Genomic DNA, 24,371 nt, shown 5'->3' with positions numbered 1-24,371 from the left:
CAGCTCGTCGTCCACCGCGCCTGATTTTGCTCTCAATTGAACAGTGTTCAATAATGACGATATGGATAGCTACTTGTCACTCGCGGAGCGGGTGCTCTCCGGTACTCCGGCTGCCGTTTCTGATGCCCGTGCGATTCTGTCGTCTCCTGATGAGGATCTGCTCGACCTCGTTGCGGCCGCAGCCCGGCTGCGGCGCGAGCACTTCGGCAATCGGGTCAAAGTCAACTACCTCGTCAACCTCAAGTCCGGTCTGTGCCCGGAGGACTGCAGCTACTGTTCGCAGCGACTGGGCTCCGAGGCGGAGATACTCAAATACTCGTGGCTGCCCCAGGCGGAGGCCAGACGGCAGGCAGAATTCGGCCTGGCCGGAGGCGCCTCACGCGTCTGCCTCGTCGCCTCCGGCCGCGGTCCGTCGAATCGGGATGTCGAGCGCGTCTCAGGCATGGTCGAGGAGATCAAGTCCGCCAGTCCCGACGTCGAGGTCTGCGCGTGCCTCGGATTCCTCAGGGACGGCCAGGCGCAGCGTCTCAAAGAAGCAGGTGTCGATGCTTACAATCACAATCTCAACACTGCGGAGTCCCATTACGCCGACATCTGCTCGACTCACACCTTCGCCGATCGCGTCGACACCGTCGACAAGGCCCGCGGCGCGGGGCTCTCTCCCTGCTCGGGCCTCATCGTCGGCATGGGCGAGACGAACGACCAGATCATCGAGACGATCGAATCGCTCAAAGCCGTCGATTCCGACTCGATCCCCGTCAACTTCCTCATCCCGTTCGACGGCACTCCTTTGGAGGGAACCAACACGCTGACTCCACAGCACTGTCTGCGGATTCTCTGCGCCGTGCGCTTTCTGTGTCCGGACCGCGAGCTGCGCATCGCGGGAGGCCGCGAGATGCACCTGCGCTCGCTGCAGCCGATGTCGCTGCACGTGGCCAATTCTCTCTTCCTCGGCGACTACCTCACCTCTGAGGGACAGGCTGCCGAAGAGGATCTCGACATGATCGTCGACGGCGGGTTCGAGATCGTCGGCACGGACAGTGCCCAGCAGCTGCGCGACGAGCTCAAGGCCTACCGGGCAGCCCAACAGGCCGCCTTCGACAGCGCAGCGCCCGTCGACACGAAGCGCGACGAGACGAGGGGCGAGGGCACAACTGCTGTCGATGCCGAGAGCGTGCCCGCCTCGGCGCCGACCGCGGCCACCACCCTGCCGTGCGGCAAACCGCTGCCGCCCGTCGGTCACGAGGCCGATGGTTCGGGTGTGAGGATTCCGACGATCCGTCGCCGAGGTGCCGGCACGGAGCTCTCTCCCAATGCCTGAGCCTGCACGGAGTCCCGGTCGAAGTCGCGCACAGGCTCGCCATCCCATGCAAGCGAGCCCGCGGACGCGACCGCAGACGCTTTCTCTCTCTCTCGAGTGCTTCAGCGGTTTCACGTCGCATCGTTGTCGGTCGGAGCCAATTCTGTAGTCCCCAGCGCTTTCAAGGACATTGTGGCTCAGGCAAGCTCTTTCCCTGAGGCGGAGTGATCCGTTCTGTGATCTCCGCAGGAGAGAAGCGCATCAGGTGCGTCGCCGATGCGGCGGATCGGCCTCCAGGGGCTCGAGCAGGGCCATTCTGATGTTCTTCGACATCAGCGTGGCCAGGAAGAGGAGGAGGAACATCATGACCGTGTTCAGGAGCACGACTGTGAGGAATACCAAGGGATCCTCGAAGCTGCCCTGGGCGACGATGACCGCGGCGGCAGTGTTGCGCTGGGCCGTGCCCAGAGCCCCGATCTGCGATTCCGTCGGCTGCGCCAGGCCAGCACCGTGACCGACGGAGAAAGCGATGAGCAGTGCCAGCACACCGGTGCCGAGCGCGACCCACATCCGCACGTCTGTGAAGACGTCGATGTTGCCGACCAAGGTGGCCGCGAGCATCGCGTACAGAGTCACATTGGACAGTCGTGCCACCCATGGCTGGACGACAGCAGCGAATGATTCAGCCGCTGCGTGCAGGACCATCCCCACCGCCATCGGGGCGATCGTCTGCAGCAGGAGGCTGGCGATCATCGCCTGCACATCGATCTCGACTCCCGTGATCAGCAGCGGCAACAGGATGGGAAGGACGATGACGGTGCCGACCATGAGCACCGTCTGCACAGTGGCCCCGGCCGCGACGTCGTTGCGGCTGCGGGCAGTGAGTTTGATGAGCAGTGGGGCACCGGCCGCGGCCGAGAAGATGATCAGGCCCGATGCGTACGGCCCATCGACGCCGAAGATGCCGATGAGGAAAATCATCAGCGCGGGGACGATGATGAAGTTGGCCAGAGCCATTCTCAGCAGGTACTGCCAGTGGCGCAGGTGAGAGAGAATATTTGCGGGCTTCTGCGTCAATCCGACATTGAGCATGGCCGAGACGACGAACACCGGCGTCAGCCAACCCACCATGGACTGCGCAAGCTCCTGCATCCGCCGACTCCTTCGCTTTCTTCTTCCGCCCCGGATATTCTCAGACTAACCGGTGGCCGGCGGGCCCTGACCGGCTGGGAGGGCGGCGTGCCGCTGTGACGACGACGAAAGGGAGTGGAAATGGCGCACAAGCGACCGAACATCCTGTACATCCTGGCCGATGACTTGGGACAGGGAGACGTCTCCTGCTTCAATCCCGACGCACAGTTCACCACGGAGAACATGGACCGCCTGGCCCGAGAGGGCATGCGCTTCACCGATTCCCATTCGACGTCGGCCCTGTGCACTCCCTCACGCTATGGACTGATGACCGGCCGCTACAACTGGCGCTCCCCGCTGAAGCGCTCGGTGCTGCCGGGAGACTCGATGGCCCTCATCGAGAAACATCGTCTGACGGTGCCCGAGTTCCTCCGCTCGGCGGGATATCGCACGGCGGTCGTGGGCAAATGGCATCTAGGACTCGACTGGCAGCTCAAAGACTCCGGCGACGATCTCGAGTCATTCGGACTCGACCCTGACGAACACCCTTGCCCCGAGCATCGGTATGGCCGGAACGGGAACTTCGACCCGCAGCACCTCTACGAAGTGGAAGGCCTCGATATCGACTATTCCAAGCCGGTGACCTTCGGTCCCGACGAGATGGGCTTCGACTACTCTTTCATCACGGCGGCCAGTCTCGACCAGCCGCCATTCGTGTACATCGAGAACGGGCAGGCGCAGGGCATTCCGACGACCTTCGGCGGGGACCAGTACCATCTCGACCGCCGCACCGACTCCCAGCAGCAGCAGATCCAGAAGGGTCCGATGGTCGACGGCTACGACGTCGCCCAGGTGGCTCCCCGCTTCCAGGCGAAAGCGCTGGAAGTCCTCGACGACATGCTCGCAGCCGACGATCCGTGGTTCCTCTATGTGCCCAGTCACCTCGTGCACGGTCCGACCATCCCGAACGAGCCGTGGCAAGGCCGCAGCGGTGTCGGACCGTACGGCGATTTCGTGCTGCAGTTCGACGACTACGTCGGACAGCTCGTCTCTCGGGTCGACGAGGCCGGGGCCGCTGATGACACGATCATCATCGTGACTTCGGACAACGGAGCCTCCGGGGTGGCCGGACTGCCCGCTCTGCGTGCCCAGGGGCATGACCCGTCGAACGGCTGGCGGGGGCACAAGACGGACATCTGGGAAGGGGGCCACCGTGAGCCGCACATCGTCAGGTGGCCTGGGCAGATCGAACCGGGATCGTGCAGTCGTTCTCTCATCTCGCACTCTGATCTGTTCGCCACGATTGCCGAGGTGCTGGGGCTGGGCGTCCCTGATGATGCGGCGGAGGACTCGATCAGCAACCTGCCGCTGTGGCGAGGGAGCGAGGGCCCCGTGCGCACGGACGTCGTCTCCCACTCGGGCGGAGGGGGCTTCGCCTTGCGTCAGGGCGAATGGAAACTCGCCTTCACCACGACCGGAGACGGCATGGATGCCGACTGGGAGGCTGCTCACGGTGGTCCTGCCACTCGTTATGTCCCGGCCCAGCTGTATCATCTCAGCGAGGATCCTGGCGAGCAGAACAATGTGATTGACGATCACCCGGAGCGTGTGCACATGATGCAGGCTGTGCTCGAGGACCACATCGCTCGCGGCAGGAGCACCCCGGGGCGGGATCAGCCGAATCATCGCAATGATCCTACGGGGGAATGGTCGCAGATCGACTGGATGAGCAGTGCGGATGAAGTGCGTGCCCGGGCGAAGAGCCAAGGTCTCGAGTGAAGACCTGCACGCCGAGTTTCTGCAGATCCCTACGAGCGCCAGCGGCTCTGCAGGTGTCGGAGATCCTCCGGCATTAAGGACTGAAACGAAGCAGTTGGGTTTCCGATGACTGCTCGATCTCCCGTTGAAGTCGACTGATCTTCGCAAATGGCATCGTCGCAGATGCCTTTTCCATGGTCCCCCCAGTGGGACTCGAACCCACACTGAATCGATTTTAAGTCGACTGCCTCTGCCGATTGGGCTATAGGGGGACACTCCAGAACACACTGTATCGGCTAACCGACGATGCCGCGATCTGAGACGCGCCGCAGACGCTTCCCCGACGGAGTTAGCCTCGAGCCATGACGACGAGCCGACCGAGCCTCCAGGCCTGGGTGATCCTCGTCGTCGGCGTCCTCACCCAGATGGCCGCCACCATTGCGATCGCCGGTCCGGCGTTCCTCATTCCCCATATGCATGCCGACCTCGGCTTCACGCTGACTCAGGCCGGCACCGTCGCCGCGGCACCCAGCTTCGGTCTCATCCTGACCCTCATCGCTTGGGGCGCCTTCGCCGACAGGTACGGTGAACGGCTCGCCATGACCTTGGGGATCGGCTTCACGGCCCTGGCCTCCGCGGTCGCAGTGCTCGTCGTCGACTCACCGATCTGGATGGTGATCGTCATCGCAGCCTCCGGAGCGGCCGCGGCATCGGTGAATTCCGCCAGCGGCCGCGTGGTCATGGGGTGGTTCCCCCGCCATCGGAGGGGACTGGCGATGGGTATCCGACAGATGTCTCAACCCCTGGGCACCAGCGTTGCGGCCGTGACCGTCCCGCCGATCGCTGCGGCCGGCGGCTTCCCCGCCTATCTGTGGTTCGTCGTCGCCGTCTCCGGGGCACTGACCCTGACCTGCTTCGCCGTCATCCGCAACCCACCGCAGGCGTCCACCCGCACCGAGGTGGCCGACCTCGACCGTGCCCCCGCCTCCGAGCCGACGGCGACCGGGAGCGGATCTGCCGGGCCGGGAGCGGCCTCGGCGGGGGAGTCGTCAGGGAGTCCTGCCTCGGGGGTCAACCCCTACCGCAGCGATTCCTTCCTGTGGCGGATCCACGCGGTCTCCGCCCTCCTGGTCATTCCGCAGTTCGCCTTCTCCACCTACGGACTCATCTGGCTCATCGCCGTACAGGGAATCGGTGCGGGAGCTGCCGGCGGGATCGTCGCCACGGCCCAGATCGTCGGTGCCCTCGGTCGCATGGTCGTCGGCGGGCTCTCCGACCGCACACGGTCGCGGGTCGGGCTCATGCGCATGGTGGCGATCGCCGCCGTGGTGTTCACGGGCGCGATCGCCTTCCTCTCACTAGATCGGATGCCGATCGCGGCGGCCATCGTCTTCGTGCTCGCCTCGGCGGTGTCCGTCGCCGACAACGGCCTCGCGTTCGCCTCCGTGGCCGAGGCGGCGGGACCTTGCTGGTCGGGGAAGGCGATGGGCGCGCAGAACACGGGGCAGTTCGTCATGTCGGCCCTGCTGGGGCCGGGCTTCGGCGCACTCGTGACTGCCTTCGGCTGCCCTCTGTCCTTCGGTGTCATCGCAATCGCACCTTTGCTCAGCCTCGGAATCATTCCCCAGCGCGACTTCGATCGCATAACCTGAAGTTCATCCGGGAGCGCCAGCACGCACCGGGCACGGCACGTGTCGACATCGGAAGGGGAGGATCTCGTGAACGATCTGTTCCAGGAGAACCTGCGGGAGTACATCGACAAACTCCGCCTCGAAGGCTATGCCGTCGAGGACAGCCAGACCACGGACCCGCACCTCATCGACCCCCTGGGCCGAGCCGTCGAGACCTGGCGCGAGGGGTATCCCTATGCAGAGCAGATGGACAGAGAAGCCTACGAACTCGAGAAGTACAGGCTGCAGGTCGAGCTGCTGAAGTTCCAGTACTGGGGTCAGGACACCGGCGCCAAACATGTCATCGTCTTCGAAGGCCGCGACGCCGCCGGCAAGGGCGGAACGATCAAGCGGTTCACAGAACATCTCAACCCTCGTGCGGCGCGCGTCGTCGCACTCAACAAGCCCTCGGACAGGGAAGCCGGTCAGTGGTACTTCCAGCGCTATATCTCGCATCTGCCCACGAGCGGAGAGATCGTGATGTTCGACCGCTCCTGGTACAACCGGGCGAACGTCGAGCGGGTGATGGGCTTCTGCACGGACGAGGAGTACGAGACATTCATGGAGCAGGCTCCCGTGTTCGAGAAGATGCTCATCGATTCCGGCGTCCACGTGACGAAGTTCTGGTTCTCCGTGACCCAACGCGAGCAGCGCACTCGGTTCGCGATCCGTCAGATCGATCCGGTGCGGCGGTGGAAGCTGTCTCCGATGGATCTCGAATCACTCGACCGATGGGACGACTACACGAAGGCCAAAGAGGAGACCTTCCGCCGCACGGACACCGACCACGCCCCCTGGATCACGATCAAGAGCAACGACAAGAAGCGAGCCAGGCTGAACGCGATGCGCTGCTTCCTCAACCAGTTCGACTACGAGGACAAGGACACCTCGGTCGTCTACGACGCCGACCCGCTGCTCGTGCGCCGAGGGCGTGACGCCGTCGACGACTGAGACAGCTGGCTTCGGCAACCGGCTGCCGACCGGTCCACGGTCCGATCAGTGACCGGCCTCGGCTCGTCGACGATTGTTGCCGGGGAGGAATCTGGTCGGTTCGCTGCGGGTGGATCCACTGCGAAATCCGACGCTGGATCGCGATGGATCCACCCGCAGCGAACGCGGGACGAGATTCCGCTGGTGCCGGGGGAGAAATTCGGCCGGGTGGAAGGGGAAAGACCACCCGGCCGGAACCGTGGAGCGGGAATCTCACCCGCAGAATCGCTGCCGATCAGCTGTTCAGGCGTCGGCCTCTTTCCGGGCCTTGCGCAGAGCGCGGCGCTTCTTGTGACCGGTGAAGCTGAAGCAGAAGAGGACGATCGCCAGGAGGACGAACAGGCCTCCACCGGCGATGCCGGCATCGACCCAGAACTGCGGCGGGAACAGCCGGATGAGCGAGTCGTCGGCGTAGAACTCCCACGTTCCGTCAGCGAAGAAGACTTTGTGGAAGCTGCGGAAGAAGCTGTCCCAGCCGAGCAGTGCGACGACGGCGACGGCACCCATGACGATGATGCTGAAGATCGCTCCCAGGCGCACTCCCGTGTGGATGCCCATGCCGCCTCGACGGCACATGTAGAGGCCGAAGAGGACCGCGCCGATGAGTCCGATGAGAGCCACGAGGTAGAGCAGGGAGATCAGTCCCTTGACATCGGCCATGTGGCTGAGCTCTTCCGAGATGAAGATCGGTTCCCCGTTGGGCATGACGACATCGGCGAGGTAGCGCCGGGAGTCGAAGTTGTGCAGATAGTCGATGACGTACGTGGCATAGTGCTCGCGATCGGCCGAGCCGAAGCCGAACCGGTCGGCAGGGAAGCCCGGGCGGAAGTACTCGAACTTCAGGAACACGCCCGAGGCGATGAAGCGCACCGCCAGTGCCAAGAGGACGAACGGGGTCGCGAGCACGATCCAGATCGTGCCGATGACGTCGAGGACCGACCGGCGCTTCTCCGGGACCTCGGGATCGCGGGCATCGGTCGAGGTCGCCGCCTTCGACACGGCCGCCCAATCGGCTTCGCTCATCACCGAGGTGCGCGCATTCGCAGGCACCTCACGTGTCTGACCGGTGTCGGCCGCTGCGAGCTGATCGCCGGCACGCGTGCTCGCGGTCGTCTGCTGGGCGTGCGGATTCGTCGAATGGGCGGGAGCCACCCGAACAGGACCCGTCGACGGTTTGGCGTCCGTGCCGTGCCCGGGGGTCTCCTCGGCGATGGGATCCGTGATGGGATCGAACGCCTCGGTGTCCGTCGACGGATCGTTGGCAGCCTCCAGCGAGGTGTCCGACTGCTTTTCGGCAGCCTTGCCGGATCCTGAACTCATCCGCCTGCTCAGGAGGTCTTCGGTGTCGTTCTTCTCATCTCCAGCCACATCCCCATTGTCAGTGAACGGCAGGACCATCTCGGGTAGGACACGCCACAGGTCCGCAGATCACCGTCGCGCGGGGAGAGGCGCCTGCGGCAGACCCGCCGGTGCCGCCCGGTCACGTGTCTCGCTCCTGCGCTCAGCCCAGGAACGCGGCCACGATGACGAGCGCGGGAACGGCGAGGACGGTGGTGATGAAGACGGCATCGCGCATGAGTGCCTCGGACTGCCGATACTGCATCGAATAGATGTAGACGTTCTGGGCCGTGGGCAGGGCGGAGGTGACGACGATGGCGAACAGGTCGATGCCTCCGTATCCGAGCATCGGGCCGCCGATCACCCAGGCGATGACGGGCTGGCCGATGAGCTTGGCGCCCGTGATGTAGCCCAACTGCGAACGTGTGCCCTTGGCCGGCAGCGCCCACCCGTCCTTGAGCGAGATGCCGAAGGCCAGCAGAGCCCCGGGCACGGCAGTGGCACCGATCATGTCGATGGGTTCGAAGACGAAGCGGGGGAGTTCGAACCCGGTCGCCGAGGCAGCCACGCCGGCGGCCGCGCCGAGGACGATAGGATTCCGCAGGACCTGGAACAGGGCGGAGTGCCAATGCGAATCGTGCTGCTTCCGACCTGCACCGTCGAGCACGGCCATGCCGATCGGTGCGAGGACGAGCAGTTGGAACAGCAGGACCGGGGCGACGTAGCCGATGTCGTGGAGCACATAGGCGGCGATGGGGATGCCCAGATTGCCGATGTTGACATAGCTGGTCGCCCAGGCCGAGAACATCGCCTCGCCGGTGCTGCGCCGGCGGACCCAGCGTGTGAGTGCGAAGAGGGCGAGGCCGACGATGATCGCCGAACCGCCTGTCGCGAACAGGGCGGTGTTGAAGATGAGGCCGAGGTCGGTGTCGGCGACGGTGACATAGAGCAGGGCCGGGGTGCCGGCATAGAAGACGAGTTTCGCGATGACCTGCTGACCGTGTGGTCCGAGCACACCCGAGCGGCCGAGGACGAAGCCGACGAGGATGACCGCCGCGATGACGGCGAAGCCTTCGAACACAGCCAGCATGGGTTACTCGCGGTCTCGCTTTCCGAGGTGGTGGGCACCGGGGGCCCGATGCCGGCCGGGAGCCCGGTGTCGATCAGGCGGCGCTGTCCGAGACGATGTAGGACGCGGCCGCGCTGACCGCGCTCACGGTGAGGACCGCGGGCCACGCACCGATCTTCTTCGCCAGGGGATGGGAGGCGCCGAACCCGCCGAGGTAGGTCAGCCCGAGTGCGGTCGCCGCAGGCCAGCCCTTCTTCGCGTACCAGGAGCGGGCGGCATAGGCGCCCGCGGCGGCGAGCACGACCCCGCCGAGCGGGCGGACCCCCGTCTCACGGGCAGTGAGGAAGCCGCCGACGAGTCCGACGGCGACGAGCGGGGCAGTGGAGACTTCGAGTGCGTCCTTCATGGACACCAGTGTAGGCAACGCAGCAGTCGGCTCGAACGTCGGTCTCACAACGAGGAACGATCGCGGACCTCGGGGAGGTCGAGGACCGCTGGGCGGTTCATGAGAGCAGGGCCTTGGCGATCCCGTTCTTCTGGATCTCGTCGGAGCCGGTGAGCATCCGGAACATCCGCAGGCGCCGCCAGATCCCTTCGATCTCGGACCCGTGGACCATGCCGGCCTTCCCGTGCAGCTGCATTGCGGAATCGACGATCGAGAAGGCCTTCTGAGCGACGAAGAGCTTGCACATGAAGGCTTCGGGCATGATCGCCTCACCGCGGTCGAGGGCGGCGAGGGCGTCGAAGGTCATCGAGCGCGCCGCGTAGTAGTCGGTGGCCATCTCGGCGAGCGTGTGCTGGACGGACTGCAGCTGGGCCATCGAGCCCGCAGCGACCTGGCGATTGCGGACGAAGTCGACAGTCAGCGTCAGCGCTCGCCGCACCTGCCCCAGGACCGTCGGGCAGTGCAGCAGCCGATTCGTGGTCACCCTGCCGAGACCGATCTTCAGTCCCTGACCGGCCTCACCGAGGAGCTGGTCGGGCTCTACGCGCACATCGTCGAGGATGATGTCGGACTCGATGTGCTGGCCGGACAGGGGGACCTCGCCCTCGACGACCTGGACGCCGGGGGAGTCGAGATCGACGAGGAAGGCCGAATACGCCTCCTCCTCGCCGGCCATGCGGGCGATGAGGATCGAGAAGTCGGCGAACGGTCCGGCTGAGGAGAACACCTTGTGGCCCGAGATGCGCCACCCCTCGCCTTCCGGCGTGGCCACGGTGTGCATCGCGCGCACATTCGACCCGGCGTCGGTCTCCGTCAGGGAGAAGCAGCATGCGCGCTCCCCGCGGACGACGGGCAGCAGATACCGTTCGATCTGGGCCGGGGTGGCGAAGCGGAAGATCGAACCCACTCGCAGAGGCCCTCCCATGTCCCCGAGCACGCTCTGGGACAGCACCCGTCCCGAGGCGGAGACCTCCTCCTTGAGGATGGCCAGATCCGTGTGGCTCAGTCCCCGTCCGCCGAGCTCCGGCGGGAGGTGGATGCCGTAGAAGCCGAGCTCATGGGATCGCTTCCACACCGTCTGCAGGGTCGCGCGGTCGAAGCGGGACTCCGGATGCAGCTCGTGCTCCTGTTCGTATTCGGCGAGCTCCCCTTCGAGGTAGGTGCGCAGGCTCGCGATGGTCTCGGCGAGCGGATGGTCGGAGTAGTCGGGGTTGAGGGTGAAGGACATGTCTGGCTCCAATCGACATGGGTGGTTGCGGCTGACCGAAGGCGGTGGGCCGGTCGCTCAGTTGACGCTGCGTTCGGCCCCGGCCCAGTAGCCGGAGCGGACCTGACGGCGATCGATCTTGCCGTTGCGGTTGACGGGCAGCTCGGTGACGAAGTCGATGCGCCGCGGCTTCTTGAAGCGGTCGAGGCGCTGACCGCAGAAGTCGATGATCGACTCCGCGCTCGGCTGCGATCCGCTGCGGGCGACGACGACGGCGGTCACGGACTCGCCCCACCGGTCATCGGGGGCACCGACGACACAGACCTCGCTGACATCGGGGTGCTCATAGACGGCGGCCTCGACCTCGGTGGAGTAGATGTTGAATCCGCCGGAGATGATCATGTCCTTCTTCCGATCGACGATGAAGACGTACCCGTCGGGGCGGATATAGGCGATGTCACCGGTGAGCACCCAGCCGTCGCGGAACGTCTCCGCGCTGAGCTCCGGAGCTCCCCAGTACTCGCTCACGCAATCGGGCCCCCGCACTGCGAGCTCTCCGAGCTCCCCGGCGGGCACGCGCCTGCCGTCGTCGTCGAGCACTGCGACCTCCGAATCGAAGACGGCGCGACCGCAGGAGAGCAGCAGCTGCGGATCGGACTCGATGCCGCGGACGATGTCGTCCTTGGTCAGCGCCGTGACTCCGCTGGTCGTCTCCGCCTGTCCGTAGCCCTGTTCGATGATCGGGCCGAATGCCTCCACGGCTTCCCTCAGCCTCTGCGGGCTGACCGGTGCGCCGCCGACGGTCAGAGATCGCAGCGTAGCGACATCGGCCGGATCCACGCCGTGATCGAGGAGCATGTGCAGCATGGTCGGGACGACGAAGGAAGAGGTCACCCGCTCGTCGCGGACCAGGCGCAGGAACTCGCCGGCGTCCCAGGTCGGCAGGACGACGATCGTCGAGCCGCGGCTGAGAGCGGCCAGGACTCCCATGCCCGAGGCGTGGGTGATCGGTCCGGCGACGAGGTACCTGGTCTCCTCGTCCGTCGACTTCGAAGGGTCCATGAGCCGTTTGCGCATATTCGCCAGACGGTTGCCGACCGTCTGGACCGCGGCCTTGAGCTTGCCGGTCGAGCCCGAGGTGAAGTTGAGCACGCAGGGATCGGACTCCTCGGCGTCGATCATCACCTCGGAGGGCTCGGTGCCTGCGCCCTCGGAGAGGAAGTCCGCGTAGCCGCGCTCGCCGTCGTCTCCGAGGACCACGAGGCGCACATCCGCCTCTGCCGCCGCGACGGCGGCTTCGGCGGAGGCGAGATGGGCGCGATCGACGAAGAGGACCGCGACGCCGGCATCGCCGAGGATGTGGGCGGTCTCGGCCACCCCGAGGCGGGCGTTGATGGGCACTCGCAGCGCCGAGAGCTTGTAGAGGGCCGCCTCGATGACGACGAGCTCTCCGGTGTTCCCGGCGAAGGTCGCCACCGGTGTGCCCCGCGTGACGCCGTGGGCGGCGAGGGCGCCGGCCAACGCCGTCGACTGGGCGTCGAGCTCGGCGAAGCTCAGGCGCAGGCTGCCGGCGACCACCGCCTCGGTGGCGGGCCAGTGCTGGGCGGCGCGGGCGATGTAGTAGCCAAGGTTGAGCATCCGAGATCTCCTCACGACAATGTGACTAGAATTAGACACAGTGTACAACTTTGGGCACTGAAGTCCAGAAGTGACGATGTGTCGGTACCGTTGTGGCTGAGGTGTCGCCGGATGTGACGGCTCGAATGCAGGAAGGGTGGAAATGGCCGAGAATCGCCGGACGCGCAGGACTCAGCGCGCGCTGAAGTCGTCGCTGATCGATCTCGTCCTCGAGCGCGGCTACGATGCCGTGACCATCGAGGACATCGCTGCCGAGGCCGAAATCTCGCGCGCGACCTTCTACGCCTACTATCGCGACAAACCCGCGCTGCTCACTCGGATCGTCCTCGATCTGCAGGATGAGCTCGCCGCGCGGCTCGAGCAGCTGCGACTGCGCGAGACGTCCTACTTCTCCGGCGAAGCGCTGCGGATCCTCTTCGAGCACGCCGAGGAGCAGCGAGACGCCTACCGTGTGATCCTGCGCGGGGAGGGCGACGGCACGGCGCTGCGGATCTTCGTCGACACGCGCACCGAGGCGGCCAAGGAGATCTTCCTCAAGCGCGCCGAGGTGACCGGGACGCAGTTCCGGATCGATCCGGAGATCCTCACGCGCGCCTGGGTGGGCGAGCAGGTCACGGTGCTGCTGTGGTGGCTCGAACCCGAGGAGCGGCCGATTCCCGCTGTCGAGGTGGCGCAGGTGCTCACCGAGCTGTCCGTGCACGGTCGTATGTGGGCCAGCGGCTTCGACGAGGTCCCCGAAGGGACGTTCTGAGCGCAGTCGTCCGCCTGCAGGGCTCTGCTGCGCCTGCTGAGTGCGCGTCTTGAGGTCCGGGCGTCACTGTGGGCCGATTCATCTGCGCCCGAGAGTTCTGCGTCTCGACTGAATCTTGACAGTGTGTCTAAAAGCGGACAATATGTAATTCAGGCCACGTCCTCGAGCGCACTGTTCCGTGCCGAGGCGAACCAGGCAGTCGCACACGACACGAGGAGGTGTTGTCTTCATGGCCCTGTCCATCACGTCGACTCGGGGCGCCAGTCCCAACGCCCGGCGCCGGAGGCCCACCGAGCACCCATGGACCCGGTTCCTCATCCGCCGCGGCGGGGGAGTGCTGCTGTCTTTCGTCCTGCTCATCGTCATCACGTTCTTCATCGTGCCGCTGCTGCCGGGCGACCCTGCCGTCGTTGCGGCGGGCGAGGGCGCGACCGCCGAGCAGATCGAGGCCACGCGAGCCGCGCTCGGGCTCGAGGCACCGCTGGGAGCGCAGTTCGTCAACTACGTCGGCGGCATCTTCACCGGTGACATGGGCGCATCCTTCGCCACCGGCCTGCCGGTGTCTTCGGTCGTGCTCGCTCGCCTGCCCTTCACCGCCGAGATCGCACTCATGGCGATCGTGCTGACCCTGCTGCTCGGGGTGCCCGCCGGCACCGCGGCGGCTCTGCTCACCCGCGGTGGCCGCCGCCCCGGCCTCGACCATGCGTTCAACGCCGCGACGAGCTTCGTCTTCGCCGTACCGAACTATGTCCTCGCCACACTCATCGTCTACATCTTCGCGGTGCTCCTCGGCTGGTTCCCCGCCTCGGGTGCGGCGACCCTGTCATCGCTCGTGCTGCCGACGGCCGCGATCATGATCGGCCCTGCCTGCGCGCTCGCCCGCATCGTGCGGCGGGAGGCGGCGAGCATCCTCGAACAGGACTATGTGCGCACCGCACGCGGCTGGCGTCTGAGCACCTGGAAGATCACCACTGCCTATGTGCTGCCGAATCTGCTCACCACCACTCTGACGCTCTCAGGCCTGATCCTGGCAGGCATGCTCGGCGGTGCCGTCGTCATCGAGACCGTCTTCGGCTGGCCCGGGCTGGGCACCGGAATCGTCACGGCGATCACCGATCGCGACTATCCCGTCATCCGCGGCACCATCCTGCTGCTCGGGATCATCGCCACCCTTCTCATCCTCGTCGTCGACATCGTGCTGGCCCTCGTCGATCCCCGAACCCTGGAAGCGGGTGAATGACCTATGTCCACTGCCTCACGTCGGACCGTCTGGCGTCCGGCCTTCACGCTCGGTGTCGTGCTCATGGCCGCGGTGGTGCTCATCGCCGTCCTCGCCCCGATCTTCGTCACGGGTGCGGCGACAGCCATCACCGATGACACAGCTCTGCCTCCGGGCAGGGGCCACCTGCTGGGGACGAACGACTTCGGCCAGGACAACCTCGCCCGGGTCCTCGTCGCCACCCGCCTGACCCTCGTCATGACCGTCTGCGCCTCGGCGATCTCCGTCGTCGGCGGTCTCGTCGTGGGAGTGGCGATCTGGCTGGCGCCGCGCACCGTGCGCGAATGGTGCCTGCGTCTGCTCGAGACCACCGTCGCCTATCCGACGCTGATCACCGCCCTCATCATCGCCGCGATCCTCCTGCCCGGTGCGACCACGGCCGTCTTCGCCCTGGGCATCGCGGGAATTCGAGGATTCGCCCGCGTGACGGCAAACCTCGCCGGTCGCACGGCCCGCAGCGAATACTTCCTCACCTCACGCTTTCTCGGCGTCGGCTCCTACCATCTGGCCGTGCGGCATATGATCCCGGCGATGGCCGAACCGCTGCTGGTGCTGGCGACGACGATCTTCTCCGCCACACTCGTCGAGATCTCCGCCCTGTCCTTCGTCGGTCTCGGTGTCCAGCAGCCCCAATACGATCTGGGTTCGCTGCTCAACGACAGCCTCGAATCCCTCTACACCCAGCCGATCGAGGCGCTGGGACCTGCCGTGATGATCGTGCTCGCCTCCGTGGCGGCCATGCTCATCGGCGACGGCCTGGCCGCTCACGCCGATCCCCGCACCGCCCGGACCTGGTCCCCGCGCACCCCCGAGGCGAACGCCGCAGCCTCGCCCGCGGCAGACGATGAGGCACTGGTGCGGGTGCGCCAGCTCGCCATCCGTGGCGGCGAGGACCGCCGCACCCTCGTCAAGGGGATCGACCTGCACGTGGCCCCCGGCGAGATCGTCGGCCTCGTGGGTGAGTCCGGGTCCGGAAAATCACTCACCGCGATGTCCGTGGCCGGTCTCCTCGCCGATGACCTCGATCTCGAGGCGGCAGAGCTGCGGGTCGGCGATATGAACATGAAGGGCACGCCGGCGGCGGCGCAGCTGGCGCAGGAGATCGCACTGATCTACCAGGACCCCGGCACCACCTTCAACCCCTCACGCACCATGGGCCCACAGCTGACCGAGGTCCTGCGTACGCACTCGGGATATTCCCGCCGGGAAGCTCGGGAGGCCCTCATCGAAGCCCTCGCGACCGTCGGCATCGATCAGCCCGAACTGCGGATGAAGCAGTACCCGCACCAGCTCTCCGGAGGAATGCGCCAGCGGGCGATGATCGCCGCTGCCGTGGTCAACCGCCCGCAGCTGCTCATCGCCGATGAGCCGACGACGGCTCTCGACGTCACCGTGCAGGTCGAGGTGCTGCGCATCTTCCACGAGCTGCGTCGGCGGCTCGGCACAGCGGTGCTCTTCATCTCCCACGACCTCGGCGTCGTCGGAGAGCTCTGCGACCGCGTGGTCGTCATGCGCGACGGCGCCGTCGTCGAGGAGCTCAGCGCCGCCCAGCTGGCCGCCGGCGACGTCGCCGATCCCTACACCGCAGCACTGCTCGACGCCGTGCCCCAGATCGATATGAGCCGAGGACTGCCGGAAGGGAGCAGGTCATGACCGTCACCGTGGAAGAGGAGACGCCGCCGATGCCCGCCGAGGCTGATGTGATCGTGCGCGCCAGGGAACTCAACCTCTCCTTCGGCCACCACCACGTGCTCAAGGACATCGACCTCGACATCCCGCGCGGACGCGTCGTCGGACTGGTCGGAGAATCGGGCTCGGGAAAATCGACTCTGGCCAAAGCGCTCGTGGGAATGAACAGGATCTCCTCGGGCAGCCTCACCGTCGCCGGCACCGATCTGGCCCGGGCGAGCAGACGAGCCCGGCACGCGCTCTATCGGAGGATCCAATACATCCCACAGGATCCGTACTCCTCGCTGGACCCCCGTCGGACCATCGCTCAGACCCTGGCCGAGGCGTTCGCGCCGAAGAGCGGCAGCCCCCGGACCTACGCCGAGGCGATCGCCGCGGTCCTCGAAAGCGTCCAGCTGCCGGCATCGGCCGCCGAACGCTACCCGCACGAGTTCTCCGGCGGACAGCGGCAGCGCATCGCCATCGCCCGCGCGCTGGCCGTCGGGCCAGAACTCTTCGTCGCCGACGAGATCACCTCGGCCCTCGACGTATCGGTGCAGGCCGAGATCATCCGCCTCCTCGCCCGACTGCGCGAGGGCGATGCGGAGCACTCGATGGTCTTCATCACCCACAACCTCGCCGTGGCCCAGGCGGTCTGCGACGACATCGTCGTCATGAGAGCCGGACGAATCGTCGAGACCGGCGAGCTCGACCGCGTGTTCGCCGCACCTCAGGCAGAGTACACCCGGACGCTGCTCGACTCCGTTCCGGGCGGAAAGGGGTTCACGTTCTCATGACTTCGACGGCGAGGCCCGGTCGACACACGGCCGCAGAGGCAGCCGAGCAGGCACGATTCTCCGATCCTGCCGCCATCCGCGCCCATATGGTCAATGACGAGGAGCGCATGCCGGTGCGCACGGTCCGTGCCCGCCGTGGGGACGGAGCGCACGCAGGCCGGCAGAGCGGGGGATCGGCTGCGAGCGCGGCAGCTGGCTGCTCAGTGAGTGACAGCGAGGCCTCGACGGGCAGGACCGACCGCCTCGGCGAGGTCATGGTGCCGGGGGTCGACGGCAGCGAGGTGAGCCTGCGCAGGTTCTGCGACAGTGCGGACACGACCGGCCTGCTCGTCCTCCATCGCGGCCGACTCGTCCACAGCGACTGGCGCCACGGTTTCGGTCCCGATGACAGGCACGTCACCGCTTCGATCTCGAAATCCGTGTTCGCTCTGGTGCTTGCACCGCTGATCCACAGCGGGGACATCGACCCCCGCCGGGCCATCGGCGACTACGTGCCCGAACTCGAGGGCACCGGCTTCGGCCTCGCCGACGTCGACGACGCCTTCCATATGCTCACCGCCGTCCGCTACGGACAGCGCCCCTTCCACAAGGAGACCGAGGCACGGGCCTTCTTCGCCGCCGTCGGCATGGTGCCCGCACCCGCGGACTACGCCGGGCCCCGAACCCTGCTCGAGAGGTTGGCGACATCGCGAGAGGACGGCCCCAGCGGGCAGTCCTTCCGATACGAGAACGGCAACACGGAAGCACTCGGCGAAGTCGTCCGCCGGACGACCGGAGCCACCGTTTCCGCTCTGCTCGAAGAACTGGTCTACTCGCGCATCGGAGCGAACGGCGACGCTCATTTCGGACTCGATCCCACCGGCCGCGAACTCGTCTCCGGTCGCTTTTCCTGCACTCTGGGCGACCTCACCCGTCTCGGGCAGCTCATGGCCGCCGGAGGCGCGGTCGGTGAGGACCAAGTGCTGCCGGCGGACCTGATCGCCGACTTCTGGACGGTGCCCGAAGGCCCCGCATCCGATGTCGTGGGCACCGGCGACGAACGGATCGACCGACCTGTGCTGGCCTATCGGCGCGGATGGTGGCTGCCGCTGGACGGCGAAGGGGCCCTCGTCGCCCGCGGTCGCTCCGGGCAGCGGCTCTACATCAACCCCTCCCGGCAGACGGTGATCGCCCATTTCGGCGCCCACCCAGTCGCCGAGGCCTTCGACACGCCCCGCTTCGAACCGGTCTTCGCTCGCCTCAGCCGTGAACTCGAGGCACGCGAGGCCGCGCTGACACCCCACTGATCCACCCGCCCACCACCACGAGGAGACAGCATGTCCAACACCAGACGCCGGTCGATGACGACCGGCCTCGTTCACGCCGTCGCAGGTCTCGCCGCGCTGACACTGGGACTCAGCGCCTGCACGACCGGAGCCACCGGAAGCGCCGGCGAGGGAACCACCGACACCATCCGGTCGACGATGATCGCCGACCCCAACAGCTTCTACCCCTACACCGCCTCGGGCACGCCGGGCACGCAGGCCAGCAGTCTGCTCTACGCTTCGCTCGTGGCACTCGACTCCGATGCGGAAGACGGCGTCAGCGGGGACCTTGCGACGGATTGGGACGTCACGCCGAAGAAGGGAACGTTCACCCTGCGGGAGGGAGCGACCTGCGCCGACGGAACGGCGATCACCCCGAACATCGTCAAGGACTCGCTCGAGGAGTTCGCGAAGACCTCGAAGCAGAAGAGCCAGGTGTTCGGGCCCAGCACCCCGAAGATCAGCGCAGATGACGACGCCGGGACTGTGAGCATCGAACTCGACAAGCCCTGGGCGGACATGCTGCGTGGACTGTCGCAGCCCGAAGCCGGAATCGTCTGCCCGGCAGGACTCGAAGACCCCGAGAAGACCGCCACCGGAGAGGTGGAAGCGGCGTTCTCCGGGCCCTACACCTTGGAAGACTTCAAACCGGGCGCCAGCGTGGAGTTCACGCTGCGCGACTCCGGATACACTTTCCCCGAATTCGCCGAACCGCTCAAGGGCGATCCGGCGAAGACCGTGCGCTACACGGTGTCGACCGACTACAACAGCGTCGCGAACAGCATGATCACGGGCGACCTCGACGTCGCCACCATCACCGGCGAACCGATGGTCCGCTTCAAGGACGAAGAGGACTTCGGTGCGGAGCGCTTCTCGGTGGGCACGATGTTCCTCGTCTTCAACGAACGCGACGGACGCGTCTTCGCCGAGGCGGACAAGCGACGGGCAGTGGCCCAGGCGATCGATCGCTCGGCGTATGCGAAAGCGGCGACGAACGGTCTGGGCGAGCCGTCGACGAGCTTCGTGTCCGAGACTGTTCCCTGTGCCAACACAGACGAATCCGGCCTGATCGCCAATGATCCTGCGGCCGCGGCCGAGGGCCTCGACGGAGCGGAGACGGTGCAGCTGGGGACTCCGGCCGTCGCCAAGGGCGCCGGCAACAAGTACGTCGACCAGGTCATCAGCGAAGCCGGAGCGAAGAACACGCTGCGATCGGTCGACCCGGCAGGACTGGCCACAGAACTCGCCTCCAAGCCCGAGTCCTGGGATATGGCGATCCTCAACTTCATCAACACCTCGGGCACCGTCTACGACGGGATCTCCCGGTTCACCGGAACGGTGACCGAGGACGGAGGACGGAACTCGACCGGAGACGAGCACAAGGATGTGCAGAAGCTGCTCGCCCAGGCCATGGCGGAAGGCGATGAGGGCAAGCGCTGCGACATCTATGCGAAGCTGCAGGAGAGGGTTTTCGACCAGGCCTACGCCGTGCCGCTGAGCGGCATCCCGGCCCAGCTGACGACCGCTCCGGGATTCGAGCAGCGGATCTATGACGGTCTGCCGGCGACGAAGACGATGCGCATCACGCAATGATGCCCAGGCACCGCGCCTGAGCGGATGATGCCGGAGCGGCCGGCGGGGACAGCCCCCGCCGGCCGCTCAGATGCTGTTCGGGCGCTGACGTCTCCTCGAACCCGATTTCAGCAGGGGCCGGGGACCCTCATCGGGGTTCGACGATGGGGAACCCGCGCCGCGCGGTGGTGAGCAGCGCACGCAGACGATCCCACACCTGCGTATCGCCGGAGGTGGCGAAGCCCGCGAGGCCGTGCGCGGCCAGGCGCGAGGCGCCGCCTAGCGGGACCTCGACCCTCAGGTCCGCCTCAGCGCTGGAGGACGACGCGCTCGAAGGATCCCGTGTCGTCCCTGTCGCGAGAGGTTCACGGTGGTGGCGGAGGACCCCGTTGCTGACTTCGACGCGGTGGACGGCCCGGGCCGAGTCCTCGGCGTCGAGTTCGACGAGATCGATGCACATCCGCGTCGAGGCCGCTGCGTGGCCGTCGAGGCGCACGGACATCGCGTCGAGCACATCGGCGATGCCGAGATCCGCTGCGATCCGGTTGCGCGACCGGCCTCGCTGCGGTCGCCCGCCCGCATCCTCGGGTGCGGCGAGGAGCTCGGCGGCGGCAGTGAGGTACTCATTGCGCCACACGGCATTCTCACACCCGTGGCCCAGGCGCTGCAGCACTTCGGCGAGGAGCTCGCGGGCCCTGCTGTGGCCGGGGTCGGCGAAGACGCAGGCATCGAGCACCTCGGCGGCGAACCGCAGGTCCTCGGTGCTCGCATCGGTCAGTGTGACCGTCATCCGCGATACCGCGGAGTCGACCCCGCCGAGCAGGGAGATCCAGCGCCCTGCGCTCTCCGACTTCGGCAGCGGCCACAGATGTGAGGGATTGCCGTCGAACCAGCCGAGGTAGAACTGGCAGATGCCCTTGACGTTGTGGCTGACCGAGCCGTAGAACCCGCGGACGACGGGGGAGGAGGCCAGGGCGTCGGGCAGTTCCAGGCGTTCGGCGATCTCATCGGCGGTGAAGCCGTCATTCATCAGCCGCACTGTCTGATCGTGCAGGAAGCCGTAGACATCGCGCTGAACGGTGAGGAAGTCTGCGACTCTCTCGCGTCCCCACGTGGGCCAGTGATGCGTCGCGAAGGCGACGGAGGTCCGCGGCCCGAAGAGCCGCAGCGTCTCATCGAGATAATCGGACCAGCGTTTGGCGTCGCGGACCTGTGCGCCGCGCAGTGTGATGATGTTGTGCAGGGTGTGGACCGCGTTCTCCGCAAGACACAGTGCGCCGAGGTGGGGGAGGAGGAAGTTCATCTCCGCCGGAGCCTCGGTGCCGGGAGTGAGCTGGAAGACGAACTCCAGGCCGTCGATGGTCCGGGTCTCACCGGTGGCAGTGATCGCATCGGTGGGAGCAGTCAGCGTCGTGGTCCCCGTTGCCACCCGCTGACCGAGACCGCAGCCGATGTGGCCGGCCGGGCCCGGCTCGAGTTCGGTGCCGTACATGAAGACCGAGCGTCGGCGCATCGCCGGACCGGCGAGGAGGTTCTCCCGCAGAGCGTGGTGGTGGAAGCCCTCCGGAGCCAGGACCGGCGCCTCTGGCGCAGCATGGGAGAGGAGGGCTTCGACCCCGCCGAAGTGATCGACGTGCGGATGGGTGAGGATGATCCCGGTGATCGGTCTCCTGCCGCGGTGGGCGAAGTAGAGCTCAAGGGCCGCCTCGGCGGTTTCCGTGCTCGTGAGCGCATCGACGGCGATGACACCCTCCTCGCCCTCGATGAGGGTGAGATTGGCGAGATCGAACCCGCGCACCTGGTAGACGCCTTCGGTGACGAGGAAGAGCCCGTGCCGTGCGACCCGGGCCGAATGCTCCCACAGCACAGGATCGGCGGCGGCAGGAGCCGGACCGGCGAGGAAGTCGTAGGCGCTGAGATCGTAGACGAGACTGCCGTCATCGGCCGTGATGAGAGCCTGTGCGCGGGTGCCGAGGAAGCCCCGTGCGCTGTCCTGTCGGATCTGCTCCAGCGCCGTGGGATCGGGTTCGGGAAACGCCAAGGGAACTCCTTCGTACCGGGTTTTCTCTCAGCCTACAAGGAGTATGGAAGTTTACATAGTGTCTGATTCTGGGAGGAGGTGCCGACCGGTTCAGCTCACAGAGATCTTCAGCACGCTTGCGATGCCGAGCGCGGAGATGAGGCAGACCGAAGTGGTGAGGAACGCGATCGCCCACGGGGTGGGGCGCCCGCGTTCATTGCGGATCGATTGGATGCCGAGACGGTAGCGCCGCGACTGCAGAGCCACCGCCGCAATCGCCAGACCCACGCAGACGACGAAGACGATGACCGAGAGGGCCCCGAAGGCGTCGATCCACCGGATGAAGATGAGGCTGACGACGGTGAGAGTGAGACTCGTGCGCAGCCAGGATTGGGTCGTGCGCTCGGGCTGCAGACCGGGGTCGGAGTGAGGCGGTTGCCGGGGAGGTGTCACAGGAGCCCTGCGAACACGAGCACCAGCAGACCTGCACCCAGGGCGGAGGCGAGGCTGACGATCGGCACGATCAGCGGCAGCGGCAGAGACCTCTTGTGGCGCATCGCCGATTCGATGCGGTGCCACCGGAACGCGGCGCCGGAGGCGAGGATGAAGCCGATGACCATGAGCACGATCGACAGAGTGGCCCGCAGCTCGGTCGAGAAGATCTCCGAGGTGAAGGCCTCGACCGCGATTCCGCCGCCGATGAACGCCAGAGCTGTGCGGATCCACGACAGGAATGTGCGCTCGTTGGCCAGGGTGAATCGCGGATCCGGGTCCTCCCCGTCGGGGAAGATCCGGCGGGCGATCCGGCTGCGGGTGTTCTCGGCGGAATCATGGTCACTCACACCTCGAGGATAGCGGCAGACGCTGGGCTGTGGGTGTGGAGGCCGGGCCGATGAGTCGAATACGATTGCTCACTGAAGACGAATCCCGTCGCAGCGATGCTGTTCCGCGAACTCCGGCGTCGCCTCCGTGCGCGCGGCACAGGAGAGCCGCGAGCGCAGACGAGCATGCGGCCGAACGCGAAGGTGAAGCAGTATGAGCGAGAACGCATCCGGACCGGATGGAGCGGGACCCGACGACGCAGCCGGCTCCGGAGCCGTATCCGGAGTCGAAGAGGCATCCGGCCCGGCCAGATGGAAGGTCATCGGCCCCGGGCTGGTCGTCGCGGCGACAGGCGTCGGCGCCGCCGATATGGTCGCGACCCTGGTGGCCGGCAGCCAGTTCGGCTACGGGCTGCTCTGGGCGGTCATCGTCGGCGTCATCCTCAAAATCGTCCTCGTCGAAGGCGCCGGGCGGTTCAGCCTCGCGACGGGAAAGACGATCTTCGAGGGCTGGCGGTCGCTCGGACGTTGGACGACCTGGTATTTCGGGCCCTACATCATCATCTGGGGCTTCGTCTACGGGGCTACGGCCATGAGTTCGGCGGCGCTGCCTCTGGCCGCTCTCTTCCCCGGCCTCAACCTCACCGTGTGGTCGGTGGTCATGGGGCTGGCCGGCTTCGCGATGGTCTGGTTCGGACGCTACGCGGTGTTCGAGAAGATCACCGCCGTCCTCGTCGGCATCATGTTCATCACCGTCGTCGGCCTGGCGATCATCGCCGCGCCGAACATCCCCGACATGCTCAAGGGGCTCGTTCCGCTCATCCCCGAAGGCGGAGTGATCTACACACTCGCGTTGGCCGGGGGCGTCGGCGGCACCATCACCTTGGCCGCCTATGGGTACTGGCTGCGCGAGAAGGGCTGGCACACCCCGAAGTGGATGCGCGTGATGCGCATCGACAACTCGATGGCCTACGTGATGACGGGGATCTTCGTCATCGCCATGCTCATCGTCGGCGCCGAGGTCGTCCGTGCCGCAGGGGTCTCGATCTCCGCCGACGACAAGGGACTGCTCGACCTCGCCGACGTCCTCAAGGCCCGCTACGGCGAGGTCGTCGGCATCGGCTTCCTCATCGGCTTCTGGGCCGCTTCGTTCTCCTCGATCATCGGGGTCTGGAACGGCGTCTCGCTCATGTTCGCCGACTTCTGGGGCCATATGCGCAATAAACCGGGTGGCCACCCGGACACTCTCACAGGAGGGAAGTACTTCAAGTTCTATGTGCTGTGGCTGACGTTCCCGCCGATGCTGCTGTTCATCCTGGGCAAGCCGATCGGCCTGATCCTCGCCTACGGAGTCCTCGGTTCGCTCTTCATGCCGTTCCTGGCCATCACTCTCCTCGGGCTGCTCAACGGCAAGAAGATCCCGAAGGAATGGGCGAACAGGGTGCACACGAACATCGCCCTGGCGATCACGGCCCTGCTGTTCATCATCCTCGGTGTCCAACAGCTGTACTCGGCTCTCGCGCCGCTCTGGAGCGGCGGGGCCTGAGCCCCGAGCGCGGCGGTGGGGTCGGAGCGCGAAGCATTCGGCGTCGACGGTTGGGGATGAACCAGCA

General features: G+C 66.4%; 20 protein-coding genes and 1 tRNA gene. 11 read left to right on the top strand and 10 right to left on the bottom strand.

Features of this window, described 5'->3' with window-relative positions; translation table 11 throughout:
* Positions 1–61: 61 nt before the first annotated feature.
* Entirely contained in the window at positions 62–1,321 is a 1,260-nt protein-coding gene (bioB, locus tag IIE29_RS11630; RefSeq protein WP_209325408.1) for a biotin synthase BioB, read from the top strand.
* A gap of 240 nt (positions 1,322–1,561) precedes the next feature.
* Here the strand turns inward: bioB and IIE29_RS11625 are convergent, their stop codons facing one another.
* Positions 1,562–2,452: a bile acid:sodium symporter family protein gene (locus IIE29_RS11625; RefSeq protein WP_209325407.1), complete on the bottom strand. Its 891-nt coding sequence runs from the start codon at positions 2,450–2,452 to the stop codon at positions 1,562–1,564.
* A 120-nt stretch (positions 2,453–2,572) separates the two neighbouring features.
* Between IIE29_RS11625 and IIE29_RS11620 the strand changes: the two genes are divergently transcribed.
* On the top strand, positions 2,573–4,210 hold the full coding sequence (locus IIE29_RS11620) for a sulfatase family protein (protein WP_209325406.1): 1,638 nt from the start codon (positions 2,573–2,575) through the stop codon (positions 4,208–4,210).
* A 174-nt stretch (positions 4,211–4,384) separates the two neighbouring features.
* Here the strand turns inward: IIE29_RS11620 and IIE29_RS11615 are convergent.
* A tRNA-Leu gene (locus IIE29_RS11615) sits at positions 4,385–4,461 on the bottom strand.
* A gap of 90 nt (positions 4,462–4,551) precedes the next feature.
* On the opposite strand from IIE29_RS11615, the gene IIE29_RS11610 reads away from it, so the two are divergent.
* Positions 4,552–5,841: an MFS transporter gene (locus IIE29_RS11610; protein ID WP_209325405.1), complete on the top strand. Its 1,290-nt coding sequence runs from the start codon at positions 4,552–4,554 to the stop codon at positions 5,839–5,841.
* A 66-nt stretch (positions 5,842–5,907) separates the two neighbouring features.
* Positions 5,908–6,810 carry a polyphosphate kinase 2 gene (ppk2, locus tag IIE29_RS11605; RefSeq protein ID WP_209325404.1) on the top strand — a complete coding sequence of 301 codons (903 nt, stop codon included), beginning with the start codon at positions 5,908–5,910 and terminating at the stop codon, positions 6,808–6,810.
* Between the two features lie 282 nt (positions 6,811–7,092).
* Here the strand turns inward: ppk2 and IIE29_RS11600 are convergent, their stop codons facing one another.
* From IIE29_RS11600 to IIE29_RS11580, 5 genes are all read right to left on the bottom strand, one after another.
* A complete protein-coding gene (locus IIE29_RS11600) occupies positions 7,093–8,217 on the bottom strand; it encodes a TIGR01906 family membrane protein (RefSeq protein WP_343071886.1) in 1,125 nt (374 codons plus the stop codon).
* Between the two features lie 133 nt (positions 8,218–8,350).
* Complete coding sequence (locus IIE29_RS11595; RefSeq protein WP_209325403.1) at positions 8,351–9,277, bottom strand: AEC family transporter; 927 nt, start codon at positions 9,275–9,277, stop codon at positions 8,351–8,353.
* Between the two features lie 73 nt (positions 9,278–9,350).
* Positions 9,351–9,662, bottom strand: coding sequence for a hypothetical protein (locus tag IIE29_RS11590; protein WP_209325402.1), 312 nt, complete (start codon positions 9,660–9,662; stop codon positions 9,351–9,353).
* A 97-nt stretch (positions 9,663–9,759) separates the two neighbouring features.
* Entirely contained in the window at positions 9,760–10,929 is a 1,170-nt protein-coding gene (locus tag IIE29_RS11585; RefSeq protein ID WP_209325401.1) for an acyl-CoA dehydrogenase family protein, read from the bottom strand.
* Between the two features lie 57 nt (positions 10,930–10,986).
* The gene (locus IIE29_RS11580) at positions 10,987–12,546 is read right to left on the bottom strand and encodes an AMP-binding protein (protein ID WP_209325400.1); all 1,560 of its coding nucleotides are present in this window, start codon (positions 12,544–12,546) and stop codon (positions 10,987–10,989) included.
* A gap of 142 nt (positions 12,547–12,688) precedes the next feature.
* On the opposite strand from IIE29_RS11580, the gene IIE29_RS11575 reads away from it, so the two are divergent.
* The 6 genes from IIE29_RS11575 (at position 12,689) to IIE29_RS11550 (ending at position 19,938) form a co-directional block, all read left to right on the top strand.
* Positions 12,689–13,297: a TetR/AcrR family transcriptional regulator gene (locus IIE29_RS11575; protein ID WP_209325399.1), complete on the top strand. Its 609-nt coding sequence runs from the start codon at positions 12,689–12,691 to the stop codon at positions 13,295–13,297.
* Between the two features lie 229 nt (positions 13,298–13,526).
* Complete coding sequence (locus IIE29_RS11570) at positions 13,527–14,537, top strand: ABC transporter permease (RefSeq protein WP_209325398.1); 1,011 nt, start codon at positions 13,527–13,529, stop codon at positions 14,535–14,537.
* 3 nt (positions 14,538–14,540) lie between these two features.
* Complete coding sequence (locus tag IIE29_RS11565) at positions 14,541–16,229, top strand: dipeptide/oligopeptide/nickel ABC transporter permease/ATP-binding protein (RefSeq protein ID WP_209325397.1); 1,689 nt, start codon at positions 14,541–14,543, stop codon at positions 16,227–16,229.
* A complete protein-coding gene (locus IIE29_RS11560; RefSeq protein WP_246475903.1) occupies positions 16,226–17,041 on the top strand; it encodes an ABC transporter ATP-binding protein in 816 nt (271 codons plus the stop codon). The genes IIE29_RS11565 and IIE29_RS11560 overlap by 4 nt, the downstream gene beginning before the upstream one ends.
* Positions 17,038–18,327 (top strand): serine hydrolase domain-containing protein, encoded by a 1,290-nt coding sequence (locus IIE29_RS11555; protein WP_209325396.1) that lies wholly within the window; start codon positions 17,038–17,040, stop codon positions 18,325–18,327. The genes IIE29_RS11560 and IIE29_RS11555 overlap by 4 nt, the downstream gene beginning before the upstream one ends.
* Positions 18,328–18,357: 30 nt before the next feature.
* A complete protein-coding gene (locus tag IIE29_RS11550; protein ID WP_209325395.1) occupies positions 18,358–19,938 on the top strand; it encodes an ABC transporter substrate-binding protein in 1,581 nt (526 codons plus the stop codon).
* A 127-nt stretch (positions 19,939–20,065) separates the two neighbouring features.
* On the opposite strand, the gene IIE29_RS11545 is transcribed toward IIE29_RS11550, so the two are convergent.
* The 3 genes from IIE29_RS11545 to IIE29_RS11535 form a co-directional block, all read right to left on the bottom strand.
* Positions 20,066–21,958, bottom strand: coding sequence for an alkyl/aryl-sulfatase (locus IIE29_RS11545; RefSeq protein ID WP_209325394.1), 1,893 nt, complete (start codon positions 21,956–21,958; stop codon positions 20,066–20,068).
* 90 nt (positions 21,959–22,048) lie between these two features.
* Positions 22,049–22,390, bottom strand: coding sequence for a DUF202 domain-containing protein (locus IIE29_RS11540; protein WP_209325393.1), 342 nt, complete (start codon positions 22,388–22,390; stop codon positions 22,049–22,051).
* Positions 22,387–22,779: a YidH family protein gene (locus tag IIE29_RS11535; RefSeq protein ID WP_209325392.1), complete on the bottom strand. Its 393-nt coding sequence runs from the start codon at positions 22,777–22,779 to the stop codon at positions 22,387–22,389. Before IIE29_RS11535 ends, IIE29_RS11540 begins: the two co-directional genes overlap by 4 nt.
* Positions 22,780–22,972: 193 nt before the next feature.
* Between IIE29_RS11535 and IIE29_RS11530 the strand changes: the two genes are divergently transcribed.
* The gene (locus IIE29_RS11530; RefSeq protein ID WP_209325391.1) at positions 22,973–24,304 is read left to right on the top strand and encodes an Nramp family divalent metal transporter; all 1,332 of its coding nucleotides are present in this window, start codon (positions 22,973–22,975) and stop codon (positions 24,302–24,304) included.
* Positions 24,305–24,371 lie beyond the last annotated feature (67 nt).

Source organism: Brevibacterium renqingii (genome assembly GCF_017808095.1).
Lineage (GTDB): Bacteria > Actinomycetota > Actinomycetes > Actinomycetales > Brevibacteriaceae > Brevibacterium > Brevibacterium renqingii.
This window is presented reverse-complemented; position numbering and strand designations above follow the sequence as displayed.